The sequence below is a fragment of the Promicromonospora noduliphila genome (assembly GCF_056951025.1).
The window spans coordinates 1,138,838-1,165,742 of record NZ_CM167806.1 but is presented as its reverse complement, the minus strand read 5'-3'; the positions used below and the strand labels follow the sequence as shown (position 1 = coordinate 1,165,742).

Below are 26,905 nucleotides of genomic sequence, written 5' to 3'. Positions count from 1 at the left end.
GCGACATGGACAGCTTGGACGAGGGCTCGACGCACGACGACACAGACCAGGACACCCACGGCCCTCGCGGCGTGCCGGGGAAGGTGAGGCGCGACCTGTCCGAGGTCGCGGACCTGGCCACCGACGAGCGCACCGCACGGATGGTCCTGGCCCTGGGCTGCCAGCCGGGCGACACGGTCGTGACCCGGCTGGTCGCCGAGCACGGGGCGCCCGGCCTGGTGCGGCAGATCGCCGACGGCGCCCTGCAGAACGAGACTCCGGAACTAGCGCAGTGGCGGTTGGGGGTCGCCGACCGCCTGGACCTGGCGGAGGTCAGCCGGGTCCTGCTGCAGACGCAGCGGCGCGGGATGGGCACCTTGATCCCTGGCGACCCCGGCTGGCCTGCTTTGGCCGGAGACACTGCGGCCCATCCTCTGGTGCTGTGGACGCGTGGGGACGTGTCACCATTGGCCGGTCGCCCGGTGCGGGTCGCGGTGGTCGGGTCGCGCATGCCGACCGAGTACGGCATGCGCATCACCCGCACCATCGCCACCGGGCTGGCCGACCACCAAGCCACCGTCCTGGTGGCGGGCTCGCTCGGCGTGGGCGCCGAAGCCGCCAGGGGTGCGCTGGCCGCCGGCGGTCGGGCCATCGCGGTCCTGCCCGGCGGAATGGACCGCCTCCACCCCACCAGCAACGCCGACCTGTATCGGGCGATCGCCGCCACCGGCGGCGTCCTGGTCAGCGCGTCCCCGCCCGGACAGACCGCGGGCCTGAACCGCTCCCGGGTGAGCGACCGGCTCCTGGCCACCCTGGCCGATGCCGTCGTGGTCACCGAATCCGCCGACCGGGACCCCGCGATCCGGATCGCGGGGCAGGCCAAGCGAACGGGTACCCCCGTCGGGGCCGTTCCAGGACCGGTCACCGGCGGTGCCAGCAGCGGGTCCAACGAGTTGCTGCGTCAGCAGGTGGCGCGTGTGGTCACCGACGCGGCCGACGCGATGAACCTGATCACCGCGCCCCCGCCCAAGTCAGCGGGGGGCCGCACCCGCGGGTATGAGTCCTCGGCGTCACGACTGGGGAAGGACGGTCCGCCGACCCCACCGGCCTTGATCCCGCTCTGACCGCAGAGCATCCCGAAGCCCTCGCTGAACTGTCGATGTGGCGTCTGCGATGACCGACGAGCTGACGCCGCCCGAGCCGTGGGACCTGCCCGTGGTGCGGGCCTTGGACGCGATCGAGTTCCTGCCCGGGCTGGATCCCGACCTCGTCGAGTTCGACCAGTTCCGCTTACCTGGTGTGGGCCTGCACGGTCCGATGGATTCGGCGACGATCTATGCCTACCAGCCCATCGCGAGCGCGCGGTTCACGGTGAAGTTCGCTGTCCGAGGCACCACGTACGAGGTGCGGGACCGCGACCGGCGACAGTTGACGGCCAGCGGTGTCGCCGACCTGCTGCACGTGCCGCTGGCCAGCGCTGACCGGGCGCTCACCCTCCTGAAGACCGGGCTGACCGAGTCCCTGCGGATCTACAACCAGGCCAACCATCCACCACACCGCACGACGGCGCACCGGGCCCCCTTCGCACCGGATACCGGGCCGAGGCCATGGACGCCCGGCGACCGGCCCGCCGTACCGGGCGCCGACACCAGAGACGGCGTGGGCCGGTGACCGTGGAGCCCGCCGCGGCGACCCCAGCCAGGCCGAATCCGATCACCAATCGGCTTCCTGAGCGTTGATCCTCCCCCCACGGCGGGTCACCCCCGTCGATGCCAACGGGTGACACGCGTGCACCTGTCCACCGAAGGCGGTCGACCAGGGCCGCCGGCGACGGTCAGGAGGCCGTGATGGACGCACTGGAGGACCTCGACGGCCCCGATGGGACGGCGGTTCGGGCGCACTACCAGGTCAGTGCCATCGACGCGCACGCAAGCCTGGCCGAACAGATCTGGGCCACGCTGCGTCGTCTCGGCGTCAGTAGCGGGCAGATGCTGGTGCACGGCTTGGACGCCGACGCGTTCACCGGCGCCCCGCTGGCCGATCCCGGCTCCCGCACCCAGGACGTGACTGAGCTGATCGCCCAGATCCCCTCCACGCCCAGCTGGCCGCACCAGGGCCTGGTGGTCCGCCCCTATTCCGGGCGGTACATGGGCCAGTACGACGTCGTGATCGGCAACCTGCCCTACAGCGACGTCCGGTTCACCGACCCGGGCAACCGTGCCCGCGTCCTACGCCTGCACGAGACCCTCATCCTGTCCTCGGTGGCCGCGACCCTTCCGGGCGGGATCACCGCCGTCGTGACCACCCACGACGTCCTGGACAACGAAGCGGCCGATGCCCGTGACCGCATCGCCCAGGATGCCGACCTGGTCGGGGCGGTGCGCCTGCCGTCGGCCAGCCTGCGCGACACCGACCACACCGACCAGGTCGCCGACCTGCTGCTGTTGCGCCGCCGCACCCGTGGGCAGACCACGGACCGGTCGACCCCGTTCCACGCCGCCGTCCCGACCAAGCTGGACGGTCACACCCTGCTGGGCAACGAGTACTGGACCAGCCACCCCGACCACATCATCGGACACCCCACCGCACACCCCGCACCCTCCGGGGGCGCCGAGTTGCAGGTCACCTTCCAGGGCGAGCCCCTGCACGACCGTCTCGGGACCGTGCTGGACGGGATCACGCACGAGGCGGACAACAGAGGCCTGAGGGTGACCTCCGCACCCGCTCGCGCACGGTCCGGTCCGCCCACCACCGGGGTGGGCGCGGTCGTCAGACAGTCGGCACCCGCCACCACGGGCAGCGCGCCCGCGCCTCGCCCACCCGACGCCGGTCTCGGCACCGAGCCTCAGATCGACCTGTGAGCCACCCGACCCCGGCCGCCCCACGTTGCCCTGGTGGGGCAGTGTGCGGCGACCGCTGGAGCTGCTCCCGGCTCCTTCCTCGTGAGCCCGCCCAAGGCTCCGCTGCTGCCGCAGCCAGCGCCTGTTCACCGGGGGCGGTCTGATGTCGAGACGTCTACGGTCAGGGAGTGGACATGGACCGTGTGCGTGCCCTGGTCGACCGGCTGCTCCTGGACGCGCGCGTGATCCAGGGACAGGGCATCGACGTGATCGCCTCCCAGATTCCCCGGCAGGCCGTCCCTGACGAGGCCGTCAACCACGCTGCAGTCGACCAGGCGGCGGTCGACCGAGCAGCAGTGGATGCAGCGGTGGCGGACGAGGTGGTCACACGGGCGTTGCTGGCCGCGCAGGTGACCACGGACCCGGGTGCCGCGGTGGTCCTGTTCACCCGCTTGCACGCCGCCGCTACCACCGCTGACGGGCCCGACGACATCGTCGATGTCATGGAACGAGCGGTCCTGGCCCGCCAACTCTGACCAAACCGGGCTGGCCGACCGGCCTGAGCCGAGAGCTCGCCGTACTGACAGGGCTGCCAGGCTGACTGGCAGGTCGACACCACAACAGCATCCGGGTGAGCAGTGACCACCGCACCGGGCGGGTGAACTACGGGCTGCGGAATGACAGTCCTGGTCCGTGGGCGGTGGGATGGCCTTGTGGTGTCGTTCGATCCGCGTGTCGTCATGGCTGGTCTGCCTGAGGTGACACAGCACTTGCTTCTCGCCGCCGCTGCCGCGGCGCCCGAGGACGTGCCGTTGTTCCTTGGCTCGATTCCGCGGGAGGCGTTGGCCGGGTGGGGTCCGGCCGAGGATGCGGGGCTAGTTCGGCTGGACGGCGCCGGCCCTGAGCCGTTGCTGTGGTCCGACCCCGCCATGCCGCAGGCTCTGTATGAGGCTGCGCGGTTTGTGGATCGTCAGCGCGCCCACCTGCGTCTCGCGGACGTGCTCACGGCGCGCGCGGATCGGCGTGCGTGGCATCTCGCGGCTGCCACGCTCGGGCCGGACGAGCAGGTTGCCGCCGCGCTCGAGGAAGGGGCCGATGCCGCGCGCACGCATTCGGGGTGGGCGGCCGCAGGGCGGATGCTGGAGCGCGCCGCGGAGCTGACGGCCGATCCGGGTGTCGCGGCGCGGCGCTACCTCTTGGCGATGCGGGCCGCGATCTACGCGGGTGACGGCCCCTGGGTGGGGCGGCTCGGCGCCAAGGCGGGTGACCTGACCGACGATCCCGCCCATGCCCTGGAAGCCGCGCTGGCCGCGGGCTGGGCACTGGCCCGCACCGACCGGCACGCCGAGGCCATCACGATGCTGACCACGGTGGCGGTACGTGCGGCCGATGCCGGTAGCACGGATCTGGCGTGGTCGGCTCTGGCGCCTGCCGCCGTGGCCGCGTTCTACTCCGGCCACCCGGAACACCGCGACCAGATAGTCGCGGCCCTGGAGGTGATCGATCGGCAGCTCGCCAGCAGTCCGCCGCAGTCCGGCGCGGGTGACACGGACGTGCCGGTTCTGGCGCCTGCGATGACTGCACCCCGGGTGTTCGCGCCCGAGCACGGTCTGACCCTTCTGGATGAGCAGTTCGGCCCGCCGCACGCCACGTGGCTGATCGCGGCTCTGGATCCGGTGGGATCTGTGAAGCAGGTGGAGGCGGTGCTGGCCGCCCGGGGGCACCCGTCCGGTCTGGATCAGGTGACGCTCAACCAGCTCGGCGGGGCGGCGTGGGCCGTCGACCAGACCGCGTACGCCGTGACAGCCCTGCGGACCTTCCTGGAGCGTCAGGAGCACACGGCGCTCGGCGGCGTGAACGCCCTAGTCTCGAACACGCTGGGCACCGTGCTGCGCGACAGCGGTGCATGGGACACGGCGGCCACCACGTACCGCGACGCCTTGCGGGTGGCGGCGGACACCGGCATGGAGATGATCCGGCGCACGACCGAGGCGGACCTGGCGCTGCTGGCGGCGATGCGTGGCGACCCGGACCAGGCGCGGACTCTGGCCGCCCAAGCCCTGGCGGGGCTCGACCCGGACGCGACCCGTGCGGTAGCGGTGGCCACCCGGCGGGCGCTGGGCCTTGCCGCTCTGGCTGACGGCGACCACGAGCGCGCGCATGATGTGCTGCGGCTGATCGTGGACGACGCCGGGCACCCGGTCCATCCCCACCTCTCGTTGTACGGGATGGTCGATCTGGTGACCGCCCGCGTGCGCACGGGGCGTTACGCCGAAGGGCAGGAGGCCGCGGTCGTGTTCCGCCAGGCGGCCGGGCACGGCTCCGCGCGCCTACGGGCGCTGGTGGAGCACGCGGCAGCGCTGGTGGCCGCCGCCGGCGACACGCCTGAGAGCCAGGAACGGGCCGGCAGCCATTTCACGGCCGCGTTGTCCGACCCCGAGGGCGCGACGTGGCCGTTCGAGCGTGCCCGCATCCAGCTGGACTTCGGGGCCTGGCTTCGGCGGCAGCGCCGCGTGATCGAGGCACGCCCGCACCTGGTGGACGCCCAGAGCACGTTCGAGCGCCTCGGCGCCGCGCCCTTCGCGCAGCGCGCGGCCACAGAGCTGCGAGCCGCTGGAGTCCGCCCCGACACGCCGGCTCCCGTGCCTGGATCCCGCCAGGACGTGCCGACACTTGCCGCGCTTACGCCGCAACAACGTCAGATCGTGCTGCTGGCCGCGCAGGGGCTGACCAACCGGGAGATCGGCGAGCGGCTGTTCCTGTCGCCGCGAACGGTCGGGATGCACCTGTACCGAGTGTTCCCGCAGCTGGGCGTGACCAGCCGCACGCAGCTGCGGGACATCGTCGACCCGCCAGCCCGTCACGAGCCGTGACGGCCAGGTGTAGTCACCTGACAGAAGCCCTCCTGTCGCCTCCGGGCCGAGGCTGATGTGCACGAGCACAACGACTTCGGAGGAACCATGAGCACAGTCGTCTTCGTCCACGGGCTGTGGCTGCACGCCACATCCTGGGACCCCTGGGTAGAACACTTCACCTTCGCCGGCTACACCGCCCAATCGCCGGGCTGGCCCGGCGACTCCCCCACGGTGGCCGAAGCGCGCGCCAACCCCGACCGGGCGGGCGGGTTCGGCATCAACGACGTGGTGCGCCACTACGCGGACCTAGTCGCCCGGCTCGACGGCCCCGTGATCGCCGTCGGCCACTCCTTCGGTGGGCTGGTCGTGCAGCGGCTGCTCGCCGCCGGTCACGTGGCGGCCGCGGTGGCGATCGACTCCGCGCCGATCCGCGGCAACATCCTGCTACCCCCATCCACCCTCCGGGTGGCCTCGGTCGCGCTGCGCAACCCGGCCAACTTCCGTGGCTCCGTCACGCTGACGCCGGAAGAGTTCGGCTACGGGTTCGGCAACGAGCTGTCGCAGCAGGAGTGCGCCGAGCTGTACGAGCGGTGGACCATCCCGTCACCGGGCCGGCCCCTGTTCGAGGACGCCGCGGCCAACCTCCTGCCCGGCTCGCCCGCCGCGATCGACTTCGACGCCGCCCGCGGACCGCTGCTGCTGATCGCCGGCGGGATGGACCACACGTCCCCGGCGTCGCTGACCCGCACCGCGCACAAGCTGTACTCGCGCAACGAGGACGTGGTGACGGACCTCGTCGAGTTCCCCGACCGGGGACACTCCCTGACGATCGACCACGGCTGGGCCGAGGTCGCCGACACGGCCCTGTCCTGGATCAAGGAGCGGGGCATGTGACCCGGCCGCGCGGCGGGCTCAGGCGGGCCAGCCCGCCAGGGCCTGCTGCGCGATCAGGTGGAGATCCTCACGGCGGGCACCGCCCGCGGCCTGGACCGAGATGCCCTGGCCCACGGCTGTGAGATAGCGGGCCAGGCCCTCCGGATCAGCACCGGGAGGCAGGTCCTTCTCGGTCACCGCACGCTGGAGGCGTTCCGTCAGGGCGGTGACGCCGTCCTCGCGGCGGGTGGCGAGTTCCTTGCACGCCGCCTCGCCGTCCGGGCCGCAGGCCAGCGCCCCCTGCACCAACAGGCACCCACGCGGGCTGCCCGGTGTCGTGTAGGCGTCGGCCGCGCCGTGCAGCATCGTCTCGGCGACCTGCCGGGCGGTCGGCTGCTCCAGGGCCAGCGCCACGAACGCCCCCGGCCCGTGCAGGTAACGGTCGACCGCCTTCCGGAACAGCGCGTCCTTGTTGCCGTAGGTCGCGTAGATGCTGCGCCGGTTGATGCCCATCGCCTCGGTCAGCTCGTTCAGAGAGGCGCCCTCGAACCCCTCGGCCCAGAACACGCGCATCGCGGCCTCCAGCGCCTCGTCCGCGTCGAACGAGAGCGGCCTACCTGTCTTCGTCATCACACCCTCCAGTTTTGAACCAAACAGTTCGGAATTAATCCGCAGCAGGTCCGGTTGTCGACACCAACATAGTAACCGAGCGGTTCGGAACTATGGCTGAAACGAACGGAGAACCCAGATGACCCAGCAGTCGACCACCACCACCGCGACGACACCCAGCGGCGCCACGGCACATGTCCGGGACCGCCCGCTCGCCGGCAAGCGGGCCCTGGTGACCGGCGGATCACGCGGCATCGGCGCGGCGATCGTGCGCCGCCTCGCCGCCGACGGGGCGAGCGTCGCCTTCACCTGGACCAGCGCCAAGGAGCCCGCCGACGCCCTCGTGGAGGAGATCACCACCCATGGCGGCACGGCGGTCGCGGTCCGGGCCGACAGCGGCGACGCCGACGCGGTCCAGCAGGCCGTGGCCACGACCGTCTCCCAGCTCGGCGGGCTGGACATCCTGGTCAACAACGCCGGCGTCGCGCACGTCGCCGCGCTCGAGGACTTCCCCCTGGCGGAGTTCGACCGCATGCTCGCCGTCAACGTCCGCGGCGTGTTCACCGCCGTCCAGGCCACCGCACCCCACCTGGGCACCGGCGGGCGGATCATCACCATCGGCTCCATCAACGCCGACCGCGTCCCCGCACCCGGCACCGGCGCCTACTCCCTGACCAAGGCCGCCGTCGCGGGCCTGACCCGCGGACTGGCACGGGAGCTCGGCCCTCGCGGGATCACCGTCAACACGGTGCAGCCCGGCCCGACGGCCACCGACATGAACCCCGACGCCGGCCCGTTCGCCGACTCCATGAAGCAGCTCATGGCCCTGGGCCACTACGGGCAGCCCGCCGACATCGCCAGTGCCGTCGCCTACCTCGCCCGGCCCGAGGCCCGGTTCGTCACCGGCGCCACCTGGGACGTCGACGGCGGCTTCGCCGTCTGACCCCCACCACACCCCGAACCACAGCACGACTCACCACGAACCGAGCAAGGAGAAAGAACGTGACCATCGGCATCATCGGCGCGGGCGCGATCGGTACAGCGCTCGCCCGACGTTTTACCGCGAGCGGCCAGACCGTACTACTCAGCAACAGTCGCGACCCAGAGACCCTCCACGCGACCGCCACACGGCTCGGCCAAGGCCTCATGCCCGCCACCGTCCAGGAGTCCGCCGCCGCGGACGTCGTGATCCTCGCCGTCCCGTGGCACCGGCTGAAGGAAGCTGTCGCCTCCACCGGCATCACCGACTGGGCGGGACGCATCGTCATCGACACGACCAACCCGCTCGGCCCGCCCGACTTCAAGGTCGCCGACCTCGGCGGCCGCACCTCCAGCGAGGTCGTCGCCGACCTGGTCCCGGGCGCACGACTGGTCAAGGCGTTCAACACGCTCACCCCGCCCGTCCTGGGCGCCGACCCCCGACCCGACGGCAAGCGCCGCGTGGTGTTCCTCTCCGGCGACCACCACACCGCCAACACCGAGATCGCACGCCTGGCCCAGCGTGCCGGATGGGCACCCATCGACCTGGGACCCCTCACCCAGGGCGGACGGCTGCAACAGTTCCCCGGCGGTCCGCTGCCCACCCTCAACCTCCTGCGCGAAGGCTGATCCCGCATCCCCATCTGGGGCGGCCCCGCATCGCGGAGCCGCCCCAGACCTGCGTCATCGGGTAGCGCGGTCCGCCCGCAGGATCGTCGCCGTCACGACGTCGGGCCGGGCGATCATCGCGAGGTGACCGGCACTGACGGACGTGATCCTGGCGCCGGCACGCTGCGCCATGAACTGCTGCAGCTCCGGGGAGATGATGTGGTCCTCCGTGCCCAGCACGTACCAGGACGGCAACGTCTTCCATCCGGGCTCACCGGCCGGCTCGCCGAGGGCAGGTGTCGCCAGAGGCCGCTGCGAGGCCAGGAGCTGCGCCTGCTTCACACGAGGCAGCCCGTTCGCGAACACCACCGGGAACACGGCGTCCTTCAGATACAGGTCCACGACACCCTCCGGTGCGCCCGGGTTGGCCACCACGTCGAACACCTGGGCCGGGTCGATCGGATCCTGCCGGCCCAGCAGATCATTGAGGCTCTCACCCTCGTCGGGAACGAACGCGTCGATGTAGACCAGTGCCCTGACATCCGGGCCGGACAATGCCGCGTCGGTGATCACGGCGCCGCCGTAGGAGTGGCCGACCAGGATCACCGGGCCCTCGGTGCGCTGCCTGAGGTAGGCGCCCAGGGCTGCGGAGTCCGAGGTGAGTGAGCGCAGCGGGTTGGCGAACTCCAGCACCGGGTAGCCCGCCGTGTGCAGGGCCGTCGCGACACCAGCGAAACCGCTCGCATCGGCCCACGCACCGTGCACCAGCACCACGGTCGGCTTCGCGGACCCGCCACGCAGGGTCTGCGGCTCGGCACTGGCGAGGGTGCTACCGCCGATGAGCAGGGTCACCACAGTCAGTGCCGCCAACGCGGCCCTGCGCCACGGTGAACGACGGGGCGTGTGATTCATCGTTCTCTCCGAACTCTCGGTCATTCGGCGCGATGTGCGCCACCACCACGCTCCACCGCGCCGCCCAGGCCGGGCATCTGTCACATGACTAAAGAGTCGAAGTGATCTCCAACGGCCGCGGGGGTCTTCGCGCACCTGTCTCCCAGACCGATGGGAGACGCAGATGCGCGCCGACAGCCGCACCCTCGACGAGAAGATCGCCGACCGCAACGCCAAGCTCGACGCCCTCCAGACAAAGCTGACCGGCCGAGCCGGGCCGAGCCCGTTCCCGATGGAAGGGCCGAGGCTGTGAACCGGCGTCCGGTGCCGGTGACTCTGCCGCGCGCCCACTTCGTCGTCGACCCCGACGGACACCTGACGATCACGGTCGACGACCAGCCCTGGCATCCAGCCGCTGCCGACCCGATCGCTGGCGACCAGTCGCGCACGGTGTCGTTGGGGCGCGGCGATGTGCTGCCGGTCCAGCACCAGATCGCCAACCAGCTGAACACCCCGATCCTCGTCGAGCTGGTGGATGACGGGCAGGCCTACCAGCCCTACTTCGTCGTCCCCGACAGCTACCAGCACCCCGACCCGGGCGACCCGGGCGCCTCCGCGGCCGCCCAGACCGCGCCCGGTCCCGAGCTCGGCACCCGGTCCCGCACGCAGGCTGGTCAGGGCCCGTATGCGCCGGGTGAGCCGGTGGTGATCACCGCGGTCGTGGACCGCACCCGGGCCGACGAGCACGGGCGGTTGCGCTACCGGCTGCCCGCCGCCGTCCTGAGCAACCGGGAGCTCCTGGTCCACGGGCAGACCTCCGGCACCACGATCCGGTTCGACCAGCTACCCCAGCCCGACCAGCACCCCGGTCCCCTCGACACCGCCCGGACGCCCCGCAGCGCGCCCGTCCCCGACCATGCGCGGGCACCGCTGCCGGGCCGCACGCACGACGACCACCACGGGCCGGGTCCCCTCCCCGCGCCCGGACCGGACCGGTCCACGCCCACGACCCCGGGTGGTCCGGATGCCGGGTGGGGGGCGCTATGAGAGCCCCGGCGCGGGTGATGGGTGACGACCTGACCGATCTGGCCCTGACCGGGCTGGGGGTCCTGGTCGGGCTGTCGGCGGTGCTGCGCGCTGCGGGCAGCCTCGCGGCCTGGGCCACCGGGACCAGCCTGCCGACCGCGGGCGCCCTGACCGGCCTCGGGGTCCTGGCCCGTCCCACCGAGCCAGCCACTGTGTTGGGGGCCGAGGGTCTGCACCCGGTCGCGTACTGGGCCGCCACGACCCTGCTGCTGACCGTGGTCAGCGTGCTGGCCTGGCTGGTGGCCCGGGCTGTGGCCGGGACGGCGCACCGGCAGGCCCGCACCCCGCACCACACCCCGGGCACCGCCACGCGTCGCGACGTCACGCACGCGGCCTCCGCCCGCACCCTCCTCAAACGCTCCAGGACGCTGCGCCCGTCGGTGCGCCGGCCGTCGCCGGCCCAGGTCGGGTACCAGCTGGGGACCGCGCACGGGCACGGGGTCTGGGCCTCGGTCGAAGACTCCCTCCTCGTGCTGGGACCACCCCGATCCGGTAAGGGTTTGCACTTGGTGGTCAACGCCATCCTCGACGCCCCCGGCCCCGTGGTCACCACCTCGACCCGCAACGATGCCCTGACCGTGACGCTGAAGGCACGCGAGCGGGTGGGGCCGGTGGCCGTGTTCGACCCGCAGCACCTGGCCAAAGGGGTGCCCGCCGGGCTGCGCTGGTCGATCGTGCGCGGCTGCCAGGACCCCCTGACCGCGATGATCCGGGCCACCGGCCTGGCCTCGGCGACGGGGCTGGGTGGGGGCGGGACGGAGAACGGCGGGTTCTGGGAGGGCATGACCCGCACCGCCCTGCAGGCCATGCTGCACGCCGCAGCCCTCGACAGGAGGACCGCCCGGGACCTGTTCGCCTGGTCCAACTCCCCGTCGGCGGCCGAGGACGCCGCCGCGATCCTGGCCTCCCACCCTCAGGCGGCGACCGGGTGGGGGCAGTCGCTGGAGTCGATCATCCAGGCCGACCCCCGCACCCGCGACTCCGCCTGGATGGGCGTCAAACAGGCGCTGTCGTGCCTGGCCGACCCGAGGGTCCTGGACGCCGTCTCGCCCGGCCCGGACGAGTCGTTCGACCCTGAAGCGTTCCTGCGCAACAACGGCACCCTGTACCTCCTGGCCACGGGTGCCGGGTCGGTGACGTCGGGCCCGCTGGTGGCTGCGTTCATCGAGGACCTCGTCGAGACCGCCCGCCACCTCGCGGCCGCCTCCCCCGGTGCCCGGCTGGACCCGCCCCTGCTGCTCGCGTTGGACGAGATCGGCAACCTCGCCCCTCTGCCCTCGCTGCCCACCCTGATGGCCGAGGGCGGCGGCACCGGCCTGACCACCATGCCGGTCCTGCAGTCCTTGTCGCAGGCGCGGGACCGGTGGGGTGAGAACGCGGCCAACGCGATCTGGGACGCCGCGATCGTCAAAGTCGTCCTGGGCGGGTCCTCCTCGCCGAAGGATCTGCAGGACTTCTCCACCCTGATCGGGGAACGCGACGAGTTCACCGACACCCACACCCGCGGCGACCACGGCTCCCGCTCCATCCAACGGTCCGTGCGCAGGGTGCCGATCATGCCACCCCAGGCCATCCGCATGCTCCCGTTCGGCATCAGCCTCATCCTGCTGCGCGCGGCGCCGCCGATCATCGCGAACTTGCGCACCTGGACCACCCGCCCCGACGCCGACCAGCTCACCCAAGACCGCACCCAGGTCGAGACCCTGCTGCAGGCCACCGCCCGCACCAGGCACCTCCCGGACCGCGACAGCGCAGGTGGCGGCGACCCGAAGGACCCGGCCGCCCGGCCGGCACCGGTCGACCAGCCCGCCAACCACCTCGCGGCCGCGGGCCCTGACCCGTCACCGGCCGGACCGGTCGATCCCGGCGCCCCGGGAGAACCCCCGTACGGACAGGACCACCCGCAGACCGACGCGAAGGAGTACTCGTGATGGACGAGGACCCGTACACCGACGACGAGATCGAGTCGGCGTGGCACCAGGCCGACGAGTACGCGATCGCCGACCACAACACCCGTGATGCCTCCGCCGTGCACGCCATGGTCGGCGACCGGCTGTGGCAGGCGTTGCGGGACCTGGGCGCGGCCGGTGGGCGGATGCTGGTCACCGGCATCGACGCCCACGCCTTCGCCCAGCTGCCCCGCGACCGGGTCCAGGTCCACCAGGACGGGTTCGGCGTCCTGGTCGCTGACATCCCACCCGAGCCAGCCAGCGCCTTCGACAACCCCATCGACCGCGGCAACCCGGACGACCACGCCGAGGCGCGGGAGGCGCCGGTGGCGTTGGTGGACAGGCTGGGCAGCGTGTACGACGTCGTGATCCACAACGCGCACCTCGCGGACGTCACGATCCACCACCCCGGCCTGCGTGACCATCTCCTGCAGAACCACCACGTGTCCCTGCTGACAGCCCTGATCCGCACCAGGCCCGGCGGGTTCTTCGCCACGCTGATGCCCCGCGACGTCCTGGACGACCCCAGCCCCAGTGTGCGCGAGGCGATCACCCTCCTGGGCGACGTACTGGGCACCGTGCGGCTGCCCAGCGGTGCACTGCGCAACGTCGCCGGCTGCGACAACCCCACCGACCTGATCCTGGTCCGCCGCCGCCCCGACCACGAGAAACCCACCGACCAGGCCACGTTCCTCGACGTCGCCCACCTGCTACCCCCGGACGACAACCCCCGCGACCACGAGCACGAGCACCTGCACCGGCACTACGTCGAACAACCCTGGCGGGTCCTGGGAGAAGTCGATGCCCGGCTCACGCCCGGGGGACTCCCGCGCCTGGCGATCAGGCCCCACGACCGGCCCCTCGCGGACCAGCTGAGCCAGGCCCTGCGACGAATCGTGCGCTCCGCACAGGCCCGAGACCTCGCGGCTCGACCCGGCCCGCGCCAGGCGGCAACCCCACGGCCCCCACGAGAACCACCGCACCGACCCCACCGGCCGGGGCCTGCGCGCGGGCCCGAGATCGACCTGTGACCCCACCCGACGACCCTGCACGGAGCACCCGGTGGACACCAGCGACTCCCCGAACGCCAGCCCGACGGGAGCACCCCACGCGGGGCACGGCCTGGCCGCGGGCACGACCCGGTGGTACACGGTCGCCTTCCTGTCCGGCACGGAGGCCGACCACGCCCTGGCCACGCTGCAGGCACAGGGACCGGCGGCCGTGGTCCAGGCATTGCTGGACAGCCTGGACCAGGAGGTAGCACTTTCTCGGGCCCGCAGCGCCGGGCACATCTACCCGGCGCTGCCCACCGGCCCTTTCGACCAGGTCAGCACAGTCGGCGACCACGCCCTGGTCACCAATCCCCTGGGCCCGACCCTGCACCTGCTGCGATCGTACGAGCCGCCCTTGAGCGCCCCGCTCTCCCTGGTATCCGGTCCGGACCTCACCATCGACGAGACGCCGTCCGACGTGGGGCGCCTCGAGGCCGCGATCGTGGACCCCACCATCCTGAACACTGCAGAAAACGCCACCGGAGAGGACTCCCCCGCCGCCCTGCACGCCACCGCCGCCGAGGTCGGGGACCCTGGGGCTGGGGACCCGGGGGTCGGGGTGTCGCACGCTGCGCTGTGGAACACCACGCGCTACCACGACCGGATGCGCGATCGCCGGTTCGGTCGCCCGGACCCACGCACCGACGGCATACGCCATCTGCAGGAGCTGGCCGGACCCGTGTGGCGGCTGCTACGCCGGTTGGGCGTCGACGGCGGGCAGATGATCGCCCTGTGGCCCGAAGCCGTGGCCCTGACCGGCGTCACCGACCCGGCCGCCTACTACCGGCCCGATACCGACACGTTCTGGGTGGCGCCCATCCCACCACCCGGGCAGCCCCACGCCCACGATCCATCGATGGTTGCGCCCGGCGGGGCCCTGCACGAGTACGGGCCCGGGGACCCGGTCTCGTTCGACGTCGCCCTGGCCGTCCTGCGCTACGCCGATCTGCGGTTTCCCGACCCGGAGCTGCGGCGCCAGCTCGGTGATCTGCATGCCCGGACCGTGCTGGACGCGCTCGACCACCTCAGCCCGGGCGGGATCCTGGTCGCGGTGGCCGGGCACCAGGTGTTGGACGACCCGGCCGACCACGACCGGCGTGCCCTGGCCGCCCGGGCCGACTTCCTCGGGGCTGCGCGGCTGCCGGCCACCGCCTGGCACCCCGACGGCTTCCTGCCCGACGGCCCCTGGCCGCCCTCCTGGCTCGCCCCGGCAGACCTGCTCGTGCTGCGCCGCCGCCCGATGGGCGAGCCGGACCGGTCCGCACCGTTCATCACCTCCCGCGCCCATCCCGTCCAGGACGGTGCCGTGCTGGCGGGCGAGTACTTCGGCGACAACCCGCACCACGTGATCGGTCTGCCTGCCCTGGACCATACGACCGGCCACCGGCTGCTGACCGTCCTGCCCCAGCACCACGGGCCCCTCACCCGGGACCTGCAGGACGTGCTGGACGACATCGCCGGTGACGCCGCCATCCGCGGCCTGCCGACGGTCACCAGCCCCAGCACCACGAACACCACCGGGCTGCACGGCACCGGGACACAGGAACTGGCAGGCCAGAGTGACGACGGCCCACCGGGGGCCGACCCACCGGTCACCGGGCCGTAGGGCAGCGCCCGCCGCCGAAGGTCACTGCCGCTTCCCCACAGCTTCCCCTGCTTCGTGGTGCTGATCGTGCACCTGTCCTACCGCATCACCCGTGCGGAAGGGAGCCACCGGTGAGTACAGCATTCCCCGACGACGTGTCGTTCTCGCTGGATCATCCTGCGGTCCAGGCCGACGTCCTGGCCCTGCGTGACCACGCCCGGACCACCGCCACCGCGGCCCACGGCATGCTGGCCGAACAGGTCTGGTCCGCGCTGCGGGGCCTGGGTGCGACCGGCGGGCGGATGCTGGTGCGCGGGCTCGACCCGGAGCTCCTGGCCGGGGTGCCCGACCACGAGCACACGCTGCCGTCGGGCCAGTACGGGCAGCTACAGGGCGAGGTACCCCACCCAGGGCACAACCACTGGGGACCGGTGCTGACCGAGTTCGAGCCCGGGTACACGCCCGGGGTGTTCGACGTCGTGCTCCTGAACGCCCCGTACGCCGACGTCGTCCACCACGACGGGCGTTTCCGCCTGGAACGGTGGCGCGAGCACAACCAGGCCATCCTCAGCTGTCTGGCCTACACGACCCCGGGCGGCCTGGTCGCTGCCCTGGTCAGCGCGGACGTCCTGGACGCCATCGACCCGGCCCTACGCCGGGGTATGGCCGTCCTGGGCGACCTGCTCGGCGCCGCACGCCTGCCCGGCGGGGCGCTGCGGCACCTTCCCGGGTGCGACAACCCGGTCGACCTCCTGCTCCTACGCCGCCGCCCCGGTGACCAGCCCGCACGGGGTGCCCGCTTCGAGACGAGCGTCCGCCTCCGGTTGGACGGTGTGCCGGTCCACCTGAACGAGTACTTCCACACTCGGATCGGGGACGTGTTGGGCCGCCCGGTCCTGCGGCGCATGCCCCACGGGCCACCACGGTTGACAGTCGAGCCCGACCGGGTCTCCCAGAACCTGCGCCGGGACTTGCGCACCACCCTGGACCAGATCGTGCGCACCGCCACCGCCCGCGGCCTGACCGCCACACACCCCACCGGACACAGCACGGGGCGCAGCACCGGGACCGGTCCAGGTCCCGCTCCGGACCTCGGTGCGCGCGATGACGCACCGCCGGGCGGATCACCGCACGACCCAGGGCGCGGGCCCGGCAGCACACCCGCCAACCCCGGAACGCAGCACGGGCGCCACGCACCGGTCCGGCCGGGACGGCGACTACCCCGGCCACCAGATGCCGAGCCGGACCGCCCCAGCCCGGCCCTGTGACCGACCCTGCCCTCTCCGAAGGGACCGATCGACACGACAACCACGCGAAGGGGGCACGACAAGGGCCCAGAGGACGACCGCGAGGCCGACACGGAGGGAACATCATGGACAAAGCCGGAACGGACAAGCCGGAAGACGCGCACGACGAGAGGCCGGACGGCGGTGCCGCGCTCGCCGCTGAACTGATCATGGGTCGGACCAGACCGGGCCTGGACCTGGCGGGGCAGGCAGCCCAGGTGATGGACCGCCTGGCGCTGGACGCGCACACAGGCGTCTCGGCCGCCGACCGGTACTGGCAGATCGCGACCCACCTGTGGCCCGCACTGAAGACCGTCGCCCGTGCCACCGGGCACCTGACCGGGACCTTGCTGGTCAGCGGAGTCGACGCCGACCTGCTGGCCGGCGTCGGTCCGCACCCGCACTACCCGCACGACCCGGGCCGGCACCTCACCGTCCACGCAGCGATCCCGCCCACCGAGCAGTGGCCCCACCACGAACTATCACCACGGCACGACCTGTCGCCGCTGCCCGGCCCGCGACCTGCCCCGGACCTGGGCACAACCGGGGGTCCGGGCCGGCACGACCTGGTGCTGACCAACCTGCCGTTCCACGACGCGGACCTGCTGGACCCGGCCCGCCGCACCCGTCTGGGGATCTACCACCGGGAAGTGCTGGCCAGCGCACTGGAACGGACCAGGCCGGGCGAGCTCACCGTCGCTATCGCCTCGCCGGTGTTCCTGGACCACCCCGACCCGCACCTGCGCGCGCAGGTCCACCAACAGGCGGACCTGGTCGGCGCGGTACGGCTTCCGTCCGGCGCGATGCGGCCCGACAGCCATGCCGAGGGCCCAACCGACATCCTTTTCCTGCACCACCGCCTGCCGGGCCAGCCCGGCCCGGGCATCCCCCGGGCACGCGAGGTGACCATCAACAACGAACGCGGCCACCTCAGCCAGTACTGGCTCGATCGTCCCGACCATGTGCTCGGCCGGCTGGTGCCCTCGGTGCCCGGCTCGTTCACGGCCCTGCCCGGGCGCGAGCCGCTGGGCCACCTGCTGCAGGTCGCGTTCGACCAGATCGCCGGCACCACCATCGACGTTCTCACCGCCCGCCCGGCCACCCGGAGCCCCGGCCCGCGACCAGGGCCGTTGCCCGACGCGGGATCCACCCAAGAAGGCCAGGCCCCGCACCTGTAGCGACCCCGACCCCCAGCGGGCCCTGGCGGGCACTGCCCCGGGGGGCGCGGGAGGCGATCACCGGGGCGAGGTGCCAGGGGACCTGTTCGGCTCCCGGCCGGGCGCAACACACGTGGCCGGCTGCGACAACTCACCGACCCAATCCTGGCGTGATCCTGGTGCGCCGCCGACCGGCCGACGAGAGGCCCACCATCGGCCAGGCAGCGCTTTTCCGGACGCCGCTCTTCACCTCGCGGCCCGCAGTCCCGGTCCTGACGCCCGGTCCCCGTCGACGCCCCGGTCCCCGCGGTGCACCTGGACGTCAAGCACGGACCTTCACCGCCTACCGGCGGCGACGACCAGGTCCACAGCGTGCACCAGTCCAGGGAGGGTGTCATGACCGTCGACCGGTCCTCGATCGGCTCCGACCGTGCCCCAGGCCGCGGGCGAGGAATGAGCCAGCTCAGCCCGGCGCCCGGCAACAATGGGGGTGCGCGATGAGTGGCCGGCGGGAGGCGCGCCTGGTCGAGGCGGACCGGCTGGCGATCACCGCGCACGCGCACGCCGAGGCGACCAGCGGGTACCGGTTCCTGGCCCAGCAGATCTGGCACACGGTGCAGGCCCTGGGGGCACCACCGGGTGGACAGGTCCTGGTCGCCGGGCAGGGCTCTACCGTGTTCGTCGGCGCCACCCCGCAGGGCGTGCCCGAGGCTGCCAGCCTGTGGGACGGGCCGGTGCCCTGGCGGGCCACGATCCCGCCCCGATGGCCCTACCCCGCGTTCACGGTCGACCCCACCCCCGAACCGGCCGGTACCAGTGCCCGTGGCCCGTTCGCCGTGCAGGTCATCTCCCAGGTCGGGCTCGACGTGCACCTGCGCAGCACGTACGCGTGGTCCCGCCAGCAGCTGCGCTTCCACGAGCACCTCACCCAGGCGCTGGCCGGCACCAGCCCGGGCGGGCTGGTCGTCGCGCTGGCCAACCACTCGATCCTGGACAACGCCACCGTGAACGATCCCACCCAGGCCGGCTCCGGCACCGACAGCTCGGGCCAGGACGGTTCCGGGCACGGAAACTGGGACCGGGTCAACCGGGTGGCGGACTTCCTCGGGGCCGCGCGGCTGCCCTCGAACGCGTTGCGTGCCGACGCCCGGTGCGATGCCCCGTTCGACCTGCTGATCTTCCGCCGGCGGTCACCAGGGTCACCCGGGCCGCAGGCCGGCCTGGTGGTGCCGGGGGCCCGGTGGATGCCGGGCACCGGGATGGCGGTCAGCTCCTACTACCAGAAGCCTCACGACGGCCATGTGCTGGGGCTGCCGGTGCCCAGGACGGACCGGTGGGACATGGAACAGCTCGCCGTCCTGGACCGCGACCAGACCTGGCGGCACCGCCTGCCCCGGGTGCTGGACCAGATCGCCCGCACCCACGCAACAACAACCCGACCAGGCACGGGCCTCGACACCCCGGGCAAGGGAACACCGGACAGGGGAACACCGGGCGGGACCGGCCCAGTCACGGCCCGGGTCACGCCGGGTCCGACCGCGCCGACACGCCCCGAACCCGGCCCGACCGAGCGTCCCTCGCAGACCGCGGATCTGACCGTCCCGCCCCTGTGACACCGCAGGCCGTCCTGCCACGCCCGGGGGTGCGTGGCCACCGCTCGGCACCCGCGACCGAGCCCACCCACCGGAAGCCTCGAGACGTCCAGACCAGTGGGGCTCAGACCGTTCAGCGACAGGAGCAACCCGATGAACACCTCAACCACCGGCATCGGCACGGCCCGGCCTGCCGCGGACGCCGGTGCCAGGACCAGTCCGCCAGTGGATACTCCGCCAGTGGGTGCGGTGCGGCGCGGGCTGGGCGTGGACGACCCAGGTGCGATCGCCGATGCCTGGCAGGTGGGCCGGCACCTGTGGCCGGTGCTGCGCGCCCTGGGCTACCACAGCGGGCTGGTCGGCGGGCGGGGCGCCCACAGCGACGCCCTGGCCGGCCGGCCACCCCACCTGCGGCGCACCGGCACGCCCGCCGGGTACCTCTCCTTCGTCGCGTCCTTCGTCGCGACCATCCCCGAGGCGGCCGGGCACGCGGGCATCCAGTTGCAGCACCTGCCCGCCGACCTGCCCCGGCTTCCCGAGTACCGCGGGCAGCTCACCGTCGTCCTGCAGGACGTCCCGTTCAAACAATGGCCCACCACACCCGACCTGGGGCGAGCCGTGGCCGACTACGGGGCCAGATACCTGTCCCAGGGCGTCACACTGACGGCTCCCGGTGAGATCAGCGTGTCCCTGGTGCACCCGCAGCTCCTGGACGGTCCCGACCCCAGCCGGCGCCGGGCCCTGGCCCGGCAGGCCGACCTGCTCGGCGCGCTGCGCCTGCCCCCGCGCCCCGGGCCCGGCGGACCGGGCACACCGCTGGACGTCGTACTGCTGCGCCGCCGCCCTGCCGGGACCCGCGCCGCGAGCCTGGCGTTCACCGACCTGTCCCCGGTCCGGCTCGGGGACCATCGGGCCAGGATCAACGAGTACTTCGCCACCCACCCCGACCACGTCCTGAGCCGGGTCCTGCCCGGCACCGGTGCCTCACCACTGCTGGTCCCGGTCGCCGACCGGGCCCGCCTAGGCCAGCAGGTCCAGGGCACCCTCAAGCGGATCGGCGGCACCGCCACCCGACTACGACTGACCGCCCCCGGACTCCCGCCCGCGGCGACACAGCACGACCGCGATCAGCACGACAGCACCCCGCGCGACAACTCCGGGCGTGACGGCGCCCGGCGCGGCACTGGCGCCGAGCCGGCCCCGGACCCGTCCCTGGACCGGAACTCCACAGGCCGGCCTGAGCCTGTGACATCCTGTGCAGCAAGTGGATCACGTCCCGGCAGGCCCAGGGCCGGTCACCCGGCCGACGCCCGCGTGCCCAACCCCCGCATGCCCACTCGCGTGCCCAACTCCGGCGCCGAGGCCTGGACCGTGATGACGCTGTCGCGGTCGTAGTGGACCGTGAACCAGCGCCCGGGCCCGTCGGCACTCGAGGTGCGCAGGACCGACAGGCGTGCCTCGCGCAGGTAACCATCCCCGCGGTCCAGGCCGCCCCTGGTAGTACGGCCTGCCTGCAGTCCCAGGGCCGCGCCCGGCCAGGGCTGGGTGCTCAGGATCGTGGTGCCGTGCTGCCGGGCACGGGCCAGCAGCCGACGCTGCTCCGCCAGACTCACCCGCTCACCCGCTCCGGCCACCACCACGTCGAAGCCGCCGATCAGGGCCGCCAGCACCGTGCCGGCCTGACCGCCGGTGTCCGGGACCAGGAACACCCGCTCCAGGTCGACCCCGGCCTCGGCCAGCGCCACCAGCCCGAGGTGCGGCCAGCCGACCACCACCAGCCACCCGCCCCGCTGGGCGGCGCCCAGCAGCCAGACCAGCAAGCCCGCCGAACCGCGCACCGTGACCACCGCGCCCGCCGGCAGCACCCCACCGGGCAACAGGCCCGTCAACGGCGCCGGCGCGCCCCGGAGCGGTGCGAGCGCCTCGGAGCGGTGACACACCCCGACCCGGCGCTCCGCCGTGCGCAGGACGGTCCGCGCCGCCTCCAACGGCGACACCCCACCATTCTCGAACATGCGTTCGATGATACGCCGGTGGTGATCACCCGCTGCGGCACCATGGGATCTGCGCAGGCGAGGTCTGCGCAGACCCGCGTCACGACACTCGGGTCGGCCGGACCGGCCGGGTCGGCCGGGTCTCCGTGAGTCCGGTTCCGGAGGCGCACGACGTGGTGGGTGGCAACACGACGTGCCCGTGCATTGCGCCGTCGCCGACCATGCGTCGCTCACCATGCGTCGCCGGTCAGGCGTCACCAATCAGGCGGGAGCCTTGTGGTGTTGTGCCGCGGCCAGGGCCTGGGCTCCGAAGGCGAGTAGGCCCGTCAGGCCCCAGGTGACCAGGGGCCAGGCGATCTCGCTGGCGGGTATGCCCCACCAGAACCAAGCCCCCGCGTACAGGGCCCACCCGGCCGTGTACACGACGCGCAATCCAGCACCCCACAGGGTGACCCCCGTGGTCGTGCGGGCGGTGACCAGAGCGTGGATCGAGGTCCAGGCCTGCGGCCAGAACTGGACCACACCGAACACGCTCAGCCCGAGGGTCAGCCCGGCGGCACCGGCGAGCGCGCACGCGACCAGCCCGACCGCGGTCACAGCGGCCAGCACGGTCGCGGAACGTCGCTGCCCGTCACTGGCGTGGGGCCACAGCAGGACGGTCAGCAGCCCGGACCCGGTCGCGGCCAGCAGCCCGGAGGTCACGACCGCATGGTCACCGGCCGGTAGGGCGTAGCCCACCCACCCCAGCCCAGCCACCGCCCACATCGCTTCCCCGCCCAGAGCGACCCCCTTCGCAGAGCGGGACCTGACCGCATGGAGGATCAGCGGCATCAGCATCGCCGCCTGGATCAGCACCAGACACCCACCAAGCAGCCCGCGCATCAGAGCCCTCCGACCGGCACGATGGAGGGCCCAGACCCTTCACCGGATGGACCGGCCACAGACCGGATCCCCGCCGCGGGCCGCAGGCCCACGGCTGCCCACCGGACGGCACGGAGCACGCACGACCTCACCCCGCACGACCTCACCGCCCACGGCCTCACTGCACGGACCGTGCCCGCCGGCACGAGCCCAGGTGCGGTGCGGCGGCAAGAGGTACGACGGTCGTGCGGGAGGCCGTGACCCCTTTGAGCTCGGTGAGTTTGAGCTCGGTGAGCCGGCCCACCCCCTGGGTGCGGACGCTCGGGACTGCTTCGGGGCCGATTCCCGCGAACGGTGAACATCAACCTGGTCCCCTTCCTGCGAGCGAGGGGCCCTGTGAGCGAAGGCACCTCTGGCGCACGAAGGTGTGCGAACGGGTCCCCGGGGTGATGGCGCACTGGCCGAGGTGGTGCTGTGGTGGCGTCATGGCGGGTGGCCTGCCGGACGCGGCCAGCCGGGAAGACGGCCGGCCAGGGCCTGCCCGTCGGGCACGGTGACCGCCCGCCGGCCGAACCAGGGCGCGCTGCCGGCCCCGGACCAGCGCTGCCGATCGACCGCCGGGTACCCGTGCCGGTGAACGGGTTGACGTCGGCGGAGCCGTGGACGCGCGCTCGCCCGCTGCATCCAACGTCGGCCGTCGTCGGTGTCAACCTCGCCACGACGTCATGGACGCACCGGTGGTGACGCACTACTGCTGGCGTGCTCTGCAGGCGGGGTAGTGGGGGGCGTCGGCCGTTGGCCCGGTGCTCACGTCGGCGAACGGTCCCTTGAGCCCTTGGCATTCGCGCGTGTGGGTGGCGCTCGGGGCGCACCTGGGGTCTGACCCCGGCGCCCACGGGTGCCGATCGACCTCACGGTGCAGGAGCGATCATGACCAACCCCACCAGACCCGACGGACACGACTCGACCTCACCAGCCCCGACCACCCCGGACCCGACCACGGCGGACCTGCGAGGGCAGGACCAGCGCGGGCAGGAGCAGGGTGGGCCCGGGGTGATCCCGACCAGGCAGAGCCTGGAGGGCGTGTTCCTGACCGGGCTGCGGCCGGGCACCACCCCGACCGGTGTGCCGCTGCTGCGTGCCACGGTCAGGGCCCAGAACTGGCGTTACGACCAGGGCACGTTCATCGCCGGCGAGGTCGTCACGTGTGACCTGGTGGTGTACCACGAGGCGACCCAGCATGCCCGGACCCGGTTTCGTCCCGGAGACGCGTTCGTCGCCTCCGGGTACGTCCACGCCTTCACCATCACCCGCGACGGCATCAAGGTGACCTGCCAGGAGTTCGTCGCCCGCCGGCTGGGGCACGACGCCGCCCGCACCCGGTACAAGGTCACCCGCACCCGCCGCCCGCTGCGCCCCACCAACCCCCGCGCCACCACCACGACCCTCCCCACGGGGGCGACAGGCGGCAGCTCTGCCAGCGCAGGCCAGGGGTCATGAGCACGCACCCGGGGCGGGCACCCGAACCGGACCCGACCGACCACGACCCCTCCCAGACCGGCCCGCGCGGCCCTGGCGGCACCGGCAGCGGGCAGGACGGCAGCCGGCAGGACGCGGTCGGCCCCGCCGGCGCCGACGTCGAGGTGGGGCAGGTGGAGGTCGGACAGGCCAGCGTCGGGCCGGCCGGCATCCAGGACCCAGGCGTGGCGGGTTCGCGGGATGCGCCGCCTCGGATCATGGGCTGGCGGCCCGGTGACCCCTTACCCGACCCGGGCGAAGACGTCGACGAGCTCGGGTTTGCGATCGACCGTCAGGATCACCCCGGTGTGACCGCTTCCACCATGGACAACGCGGACGAGACCGGGCACGGCGACGGAACCTACGACGACGAAGGCGACGATGGTGACAAGTTCGGTGGTTACGGGCTCGGCTCGGACACGGGCCTGACACCGGCGCAGCCGGAGCCAGTGGTGCCGGTCAACTGGAACACCCTGGACGCCCTGCAGGCCGAGCAGGAGTGGTGGCAGCTGGACGCGTTCGTGTACTGGCTGCGCGACGACTTCGGCCTGACCCCGCAGGAGCTGCCGCCGCTGTGGCACCGGCACCCCGAGCTGGTCTGGGAGCTGTCCGCGCTGCGCACCGCATGGCTGGCCGCCCACGCCCCCGACGCCCACCCCGGCTCACCGCTGATGTGGCTGCGGGACCTGGGCGACTCCCGCCGCCGGCTACGGGACTGGGTCCAGCGGTGCGGCACCACCCTGAGCACCGACCGACCCACCCGCCGCACCACCTGGCCCGGCGAACAACCCGCCACCAGTCCTACCGAGACCGCCATCAGCGACCGGACCGCCGACTTCGCCGTGTTCGTCGCCCACGACCTCGCCCGCCGACGCCAGGCGGAAGCCGAAGCCCTCGCCGAGATCACCCACGCCCGCACCCGCCGCCTCCAGCGTCTACGCAGAGCGTGGCACCTGCCCATACCCCCCACGAACGACCCTGCCCCGATCGACCCGGAGCGCGACGACGACCGGCAGAACGGCGCTGACTGGGATCGACCTGCACCAGACCCGGACACGACGCGCTAACACCACGAGACCTGAGGCCCGTGCCGCAACCCCATCCACGACATCGATACCGACGCACGACAACGAGGCAGGAGGACCAGGCCATGGAGTTCGAAGAGAGCGAAGACTTCGAGGACAGCGAAGAGTTCGAGGTGGGCTCGATCAAGTTCGTCGAGGCCGGCCCGGACACGGTCTTGGACGTGTTGGCCAGGGGCAGGCACTACGAGACCCCAGCCGCCCGGGCACACTGGAGCATCGCGGCGCAGCTGTGGCCGCACCTGAAGGCACTGGAGTACACGACCGGACGGCTCCTGGCCGTCGGGCCGGACATCGACCTGCTCGCCGGAGCACCACCCGGCACGCCCCGTGTCACCGACTACATCGAGGGCTACCAAGGCCATGAGGTCATGGCCGCCGACCTGCCCGGCGGCGACCAGTGGCCACACACTGGCCTGCGCCTGCGAACGGCCTCCGAGGACACCGACGGTCCCGCGGACCTGGTCATCGCGAACCTCCCCCAAGCCGACACCCGGCTCCTGGCCCGGGACAACAAGATCGACATCGTGATGAGTCACCACGCGGTCATCCAGGGCGCCCTGACATGGCTGCGACCCGGCGGGCTCCTGGTCACCCTGGCCCACCGCCAACTGCTGGACGGGCCCGACGGGCAACCGCGGCGCTCGATCTCACGGCAGGCCGACCTGATCGCCGCAGTCCGGCTGCCCGCCTCCGCGCTGCGCCAGGCACCTCTGCAGGACAGCCCGGTCGACCTGCTCCTGCTGCGCCGCCGCGAACCCGGACACCCACCGGCCGGCCTGGAGTTCATCAACCGCAGCCCCGTCCAGATCCGCGACGCGCCAGCCATGCCGATCAACACCTGCTACGCCCGCGCGCCCTGGGCAGCAATCGGCAACATCGTCCCCGACCCGATCGAACCCGACCTGACCACGGTCGCCCCGCTCAGCGGCGACTTCCAGATCGGGCTGTCAGACGCTCTCACCACGCACATCGACAACGCCATCGACGCCCGCCTCTACGCTCAGGAACGACCCTCGCGGCCGCCGGTCAGCCGCTCGCGCCCGACACGGCCCGAGAACACGCCACACTCGCGAGGCACCGATCCGGACACACCCGCTCTGTAACGGCTGCACGGGCACCATCCAGGCGGCCGAGGCCAAGCCAGGGATCGCGACCCCTCGCGGTCGATCTCCGACCCGGGTTTCACATTGACGCCTGGACAGCCTGGCACGGGTCACCGGCCGCCGGGTGGGACACCGCTTGGACTCGTCGAGGCGACCGCACTGGCAACCACTTTTCGACCCGGCCCAGGGCAGTCAGAACCCAGTCCTGCCTGGAGCCCTTGCCCGCTCATGCTGGTCGCTCCGTGACGGCGGCTTCGCTGATCGCGTCGCGCAAGCCGGTCCAGGCCACCGGCCGGGCGCCCAGGCGCAGGACGGTGGACAGGCGCATCGAGCCCTGCCCGGTGTCGTTGACCGTTGCGCCGGGTAGGACGTAGAACTGCCACCTGGTGATGTCCAGGCCGTCGTACGGTTCGTGCTGCGTGGTGGTGTGGACGGCGAACACGTAGACATCGGCAACGTGAGCTGGGCCTGTGGTGTTCGTGGCGGCATGCCATGAGGTCTTGCCCGGGCGGCCCGGCAGTCCCGAGAACCCGATGACGGGCGCGCCGGTGCGCGGCCAGGCCTGTGAGTGGCCGCTGGTCTTGACCTCGATCGTGGTCCCGTCCGGTGCCTGCACGTCGAACGCGTCCCACTCCACCCGGGGCCTGGTGGCGCCGACTGCCTTGGCGACCAGGTACTCCGCGAGAAGGCCGCGTGCGGTGTTGGCCTGCAGGTTCGACAACGCGTACGCCCAGAACTCGGCCACTGGCGCATTCAGGAGCGTGAACAGCTCCCCGCCAGTGAGCCGGGCATCGTCAGGCACCGCCGCAGACTACCCCGTCGCCAGCGGGCCGCGTCCTGGTGCCCGTCGTTCGTGACGTCCCACCGGCCGTCGCTGTCCGCCGACCTCAGCGCTCCGCCGGATAGGTGGCTTCACCAGGCCGTCCCTGGTCGGGCCTGGGCCGGCCCGCACCGGCATGATCCGCGCGGTTCGATCCCGTGGCATGCGTCGTGTGGTCGGCGG

The 26,905-nt window shown here is 72.6% G+C and carries 25 protein-coding genes; 20 read left to right on the top strand and 5 right to left on the bottom strand.

Annotated elements, in window-relative coordinates:
- The first annotated feature begins 5 nt into the window (after positions 1 to 5).
- The 6 genes from AC0QU1_RS05045 (at position 6) to AC0QU1_RS05020 (ending at position 6,568) form a co-directional block, all read left to right on the top strand.
- Positions 6 to 1,103: a DNA-processing protein DprA gene (locus tag AC0QU1_RS05045; RefSeq protein WP_483574851.1), complete on the top strand. Its 1,098-nt coding sequence runs from the start codon at positions 6 to 8 to the stop codon at positions 1,101 to 1,103.
- A 49-nt stretch (positions 1,104 to 1,152) separates the two neighbouring features.
- Positions 1,153 to 1,650, top strand: coding sequence for a hypothetical protein (locus AC0QU1_RS05040; RefSeq protein ID WP_483574849.1), 498 nt, complete (start codon positions 1,153 to 1,155; stop codon positions 1,648 to 1,650).
- A 176-nt stretch (positions 1,651 to 1,826) separates the two neighbouring features.
- Positions 1,827 to 2,840: a hypothetical protein gene (locus AC0QU1_RS05035; RefSeq protein WP_483574848.1), complete on the top strand. Its 1,014-nt coding sequence runs from the start codon at positions 1,827 to 1,829 to the stop codon at positions 2,838 to 2,840.
- A gap of 173 nt (positions 2,841 to 3,013) precedes the next feature.
- Positions 3,014 to 3,355: a hypothetical protein gene (locus AC0QU1_RS05030; RefSeq protein WP_483574846.1), complete on the top strand. Its 342-nt coding sequence runs from the start codon at positions 3,014 to 3,016 to the stop codon at positions 3,353 to 3,355.
- Between the two features lie 141 nt (positions 3,356 to 3,496).
- A complete protein-coding gene (locus AC0QU1_RS05025) occupies positions 3,497 to 5,692 on the top strand; it encodes a LuxR C-terminal-related transcriptional regulator (protein ID WP_483574844.1) in 2,196 nt (731 codons plus the stop codon).
- Between the two features lie 87 nt (positions 5,693 to 5,779).
- Positions 5,780 to 6,568, top strand: coding sequence for an alpha/beta hydrolase (locus tag AC0QU1_RS05020; protein ID WP_483574842.1), 789 nt, complete (start codon positions 5,780 to 5,782; stop codon positions 6,566 to 6,568).
- A gap of 18 nt (positions 6,569 to 6,586) precedes the next feature.
- On the opposite strand, the gene AC0QU1_RS05015 is transcribed toward AC0QU1_RS05020, so the two are convergent.
- Positions 6,587 to 7,177 carry a TetR/AcrR family transcriptional regulator gene (locus AC0QU1_RS05015; RefSeq protein ID WP_483574840.1) on the bottom strand — a complete coding sequence of 197 codons (591 nt, stop codon included), beginning with the start codon at positions 7,175 to 7,177 and terminating at the stop codon, positions 6,587 to 6,589.
- Positions 7,178 to 7,295: 118 nt separating this feature from the next.
- On the opposite strand from AC0QU1_RS05015, the gene AC0QU1_RS05010 reads away from it, so the two are divergent.
- Both AC0QU1_RS05010 and AC0QU1_RS05005 read left to right on the top strand, forming a co-directional pair.
- Positions 7,296 to 8,099 carry a 3-oxoacyl-ACP reductase family protein gene (locus AC0QU1_RS05010; protein WP_483574838.1) on the top strand — a complete coding sequence of 268 codons (804 nt, stop codon included), beginning with the start codon at positions 7,296 to 7,298 and terminating at the stop codon, positions 8,097 to 8,099.
- Between the two features lie 59 nt (positions 8,100 to 8,158).
- Positions 8,159 to 8,764, top strand: a complete 606-nt coding sequence (locus AC0QU1_RS05005) for an NADPH-dependent F420 reductase (RefSeq protein ID WP_483616392.1) — start codon at positions 8,159 to 8,161, stop codon at positions 8,762 to 8,764.
- Between the two features lie 54 nt (positions 8,765 to 8,818).
- Here AC0QU1_RS05005 and AC0QU1_RS05000 read toward each other — a convergent pair whose 3' ends face one another.
- The gene (locus AC0QU1_RS05000) at positions 8,819 to 9,595 is read right to left on the bottom strand and encodes an alpha/beta fold hydrolase (RefSeq protein ID WP_483574836.1); all 777 of its coding nucleotides are present in this window, start codon (positions 9,593 to 9,595) and stop codon (positions 8,819 to 8,821) included.
- A 223-nt stretch (positions 9,596 to 9,818) separates the two neighbouring features.
- Here AC0QU1_RS05000 and AC0QU1_RS04995 point away from each other — a divergent pair, with 223 nt between their 5' ends.
- The 9 genes from AC0QU1_RS04995 to AC0QU1_RS04955 all read left to right on the top strand — a co-directional run bounded on the left by AC0QU1_RS04995 (position 9,819) and on the right by AC0QU1_RS04955 (position 20,736).
- A complete protein-coding gene (locus tag AC0QU1_RS04995; protein WP_483574834.1) occupies positions 9,819 to 9,947 on the top strand; it encodes a hypothetical protein in 129 nt (42 codons plus the stop codon).
- The gene (locus tag AC0QU1_RS04990) at positions 9,944 to 10,681 is read left to right on the top strand and encodes a hypothetical protein (RefSeq protein WP_483574832.1); all 738 of its coding nucleotides are present in this window, start codon (positions 9,944 to 9,946) and stop codon (positions 10,679 to 10,681) included. Before AC0QU1_RS04995 ends, AC0QU1_RS04990 begins: the two co-directional genes overlap by 4 nt.
- On the top strand, positions 10,678 to 12,651 hold the full coding sequence (locus AC0QU1_RS04985; RefSeq protein ID WP_483574830.1) for a type IV secretory system conjugative DNA transfer family protein: 1,974 nt from the start codon (positions 10,678 to 10,680) through the stop codon (positions 12,649 to 12,651). Before AC0QU1_RS04990 ends, AC0QU1_RS04985 begins: the two co-directional genes overlap by 4 nt.
- The gene (locus tag AC0QU1_RS04980) at positions 12,648 to 13,700 is read left to right on the top strand and encodes a hypothetical protein (RefSeq protein WP_483616390.1); all 1,053 of its coding nucleotides are present in this window, start codon (positions 12,648 to 12,650) and stop codon (positions 13,698 to 13,700) included. The genes AC0QU1_RS04985 and AC0QU1_RS04980 overlap by 4 nt, the downstream gene beginning before the upstream one ends.
- Before the next feature lie 31 nt (positions 13,701 to 13,731).
- Positions 13,732 to 15,327: a hypothetical protein gene (locus tag AC0QU1_RS04975; RefSeq protein WP_483574826.1), complete on the top strand. Its 1,596-nt coding sequence runs from the start codon at positions 13,732 to 13,734 to the stop codon at positions 15,325 to 15,327.
- A gap of 110 nt (positions 15,328 to 15,437) precedes the next feature.
- Positions 15,438 to 16,574: a hypothetical protein gene (locus AC0QU1_RS04970; protein WP_483574824.1), complete on the top strand. Its 1,137-nt coding sequence runs from the start codon at positions 15,438 to 15,440 to the stop codon at positions 16,572 to 16,574.
- A 104-nt stretch (positions 16,575 to 16,678) separates the two neighbouring features.
- The gene (locus AC0QU1_RS04965; protein ID WP_483574822.1) at positions 16,679 to 17,770 is read left to right on the top strand and encodes a hypothetical protein; all 1,092 of its coding nucleotides are present in this window, start codon (positions 16,679 to 16,681) and stop codon (positions 17,768 to 17,770) included.
- A gap of 476 nt (positions 17,771 to 18,246) precedes the next feature.
- Positions 18,247 to 19,362, top strand: a complete 1,116-nt coding sequence (locus AC0QU1_RS04960) for a hypothetical protein (RefSeq protein ID WP_483574820.1) — start codon at positions 18,247 to 18,249, stop codon at positions 19,360 to 19,362.
- A 132-nt stretch (positions 19,363 to 19,494) separates the two neighbouring features.
- Positions 19,495 to 20,736 (top strand): hypothetical protein, encoded by a 1,242-nt coding sequence (locus tag AC0QU1_RS04955; RefSeq protein WP_483574818.1) that lies wholly within the window; start codon positions 19,495 to 19,497, stop codon positions 20,734 to 20,736.
- Here AC0QU1_RS04955 and AC0QU1_RS04950 read toward each other — a convergent pair.
- A complete protein-coding gene (locus AC0QU1_RS04950; protein ID WP_483574816.1) occupies positions 20,637 to 21,356 on the bottom strand; it encodes a DnaE2-dependent mutagenesis accessory factor ImuA' in 720 nt (239 codons plus the stop codon). The genes AC0QU1_RS04955 and AC0QU1_RS04950 overlap by 100 nt on opposite strands.
- Positions 21,357 to 21,596: 240 nt before the next feature.
- A complete protein-coding gene (locus AC0QU1_RS04945) occupies positions 21,597 to 22,037 on the bottom strand; it encodes a hypothetical protein (protein ID WP_483574814.1) in 441 nt (146 codons plus the stop codon).
- A 1,089-nt stretch (positions 22,038 to 23,126) separates the two neighbouring features.
- Here AC0QU1_RS04945 and AC0QU1_RS04940 point away from each other — a divergent pair.
- The 3 genes from AC0QU1_RS04940 to AC0QU1_RS04930 all read left to right on the top strand — a co-directional run bounded on the left by AC0QU1_RS04940 (position 23,127) and on the right by AC0QU1_RS04930 (position 25,902).
- Positions 23,127 to 23,696, top strand: a complete 570-nt coding sequence (locus AC0QU1_RS04940; protein WP_483574812.1) for a hypothetical protein — start codon at positions 23,127 to 23,129, stop codon at positions 23,694 to 23,696.
- Positions 23,693 to 24,781, top strand: a complete 1,089-nt coding sequence (locus tag AC0QU1_RS04935; RefSeq protein WP_483574810.1) for a hypothetical protein — start codon at positions 23,693 to 23,695, stop codon at positions 24,779 to 24,781. The genes AC0QU1_RS04940 and AC0QU1_RS04935 overlap by 4 nt, the downstream gene beginning before the upstream one ends.
- A gap of 83 nt (positions 24,782 to 24,864) precedes the next feature.
- Positions 24,865 to 25,902, top strand: coding sequence for a P-loop NTPase family protein (locus tag AC0QU1_RS04930; RefSeq protein WP_483574808.1), 1,038 nt, complete (start codon positions 24,865 to 24,867; stop codon positions 25,900 to 25,902).
- Positions 25,903 to 26,128: 226 nt separating this feature from the next.
- Here AC0QU1_RS04930 and AC0QU1_RS04925 read toward each other — a convergent pair whose 3' ends face one another.
- Positions 26,129 to 26,704, bottom strand: a complete 576-nt coding sequence (locus AC0QU1_RS04925) for a hypothetical protein (protein ID WP_483574806.1) — start codon at positions 26,702 to 26,704, stop codon at positions 26,129 to 26,131.
- Positions 26,705 to 26,905 lie beyond the last annotated feature (201 nt).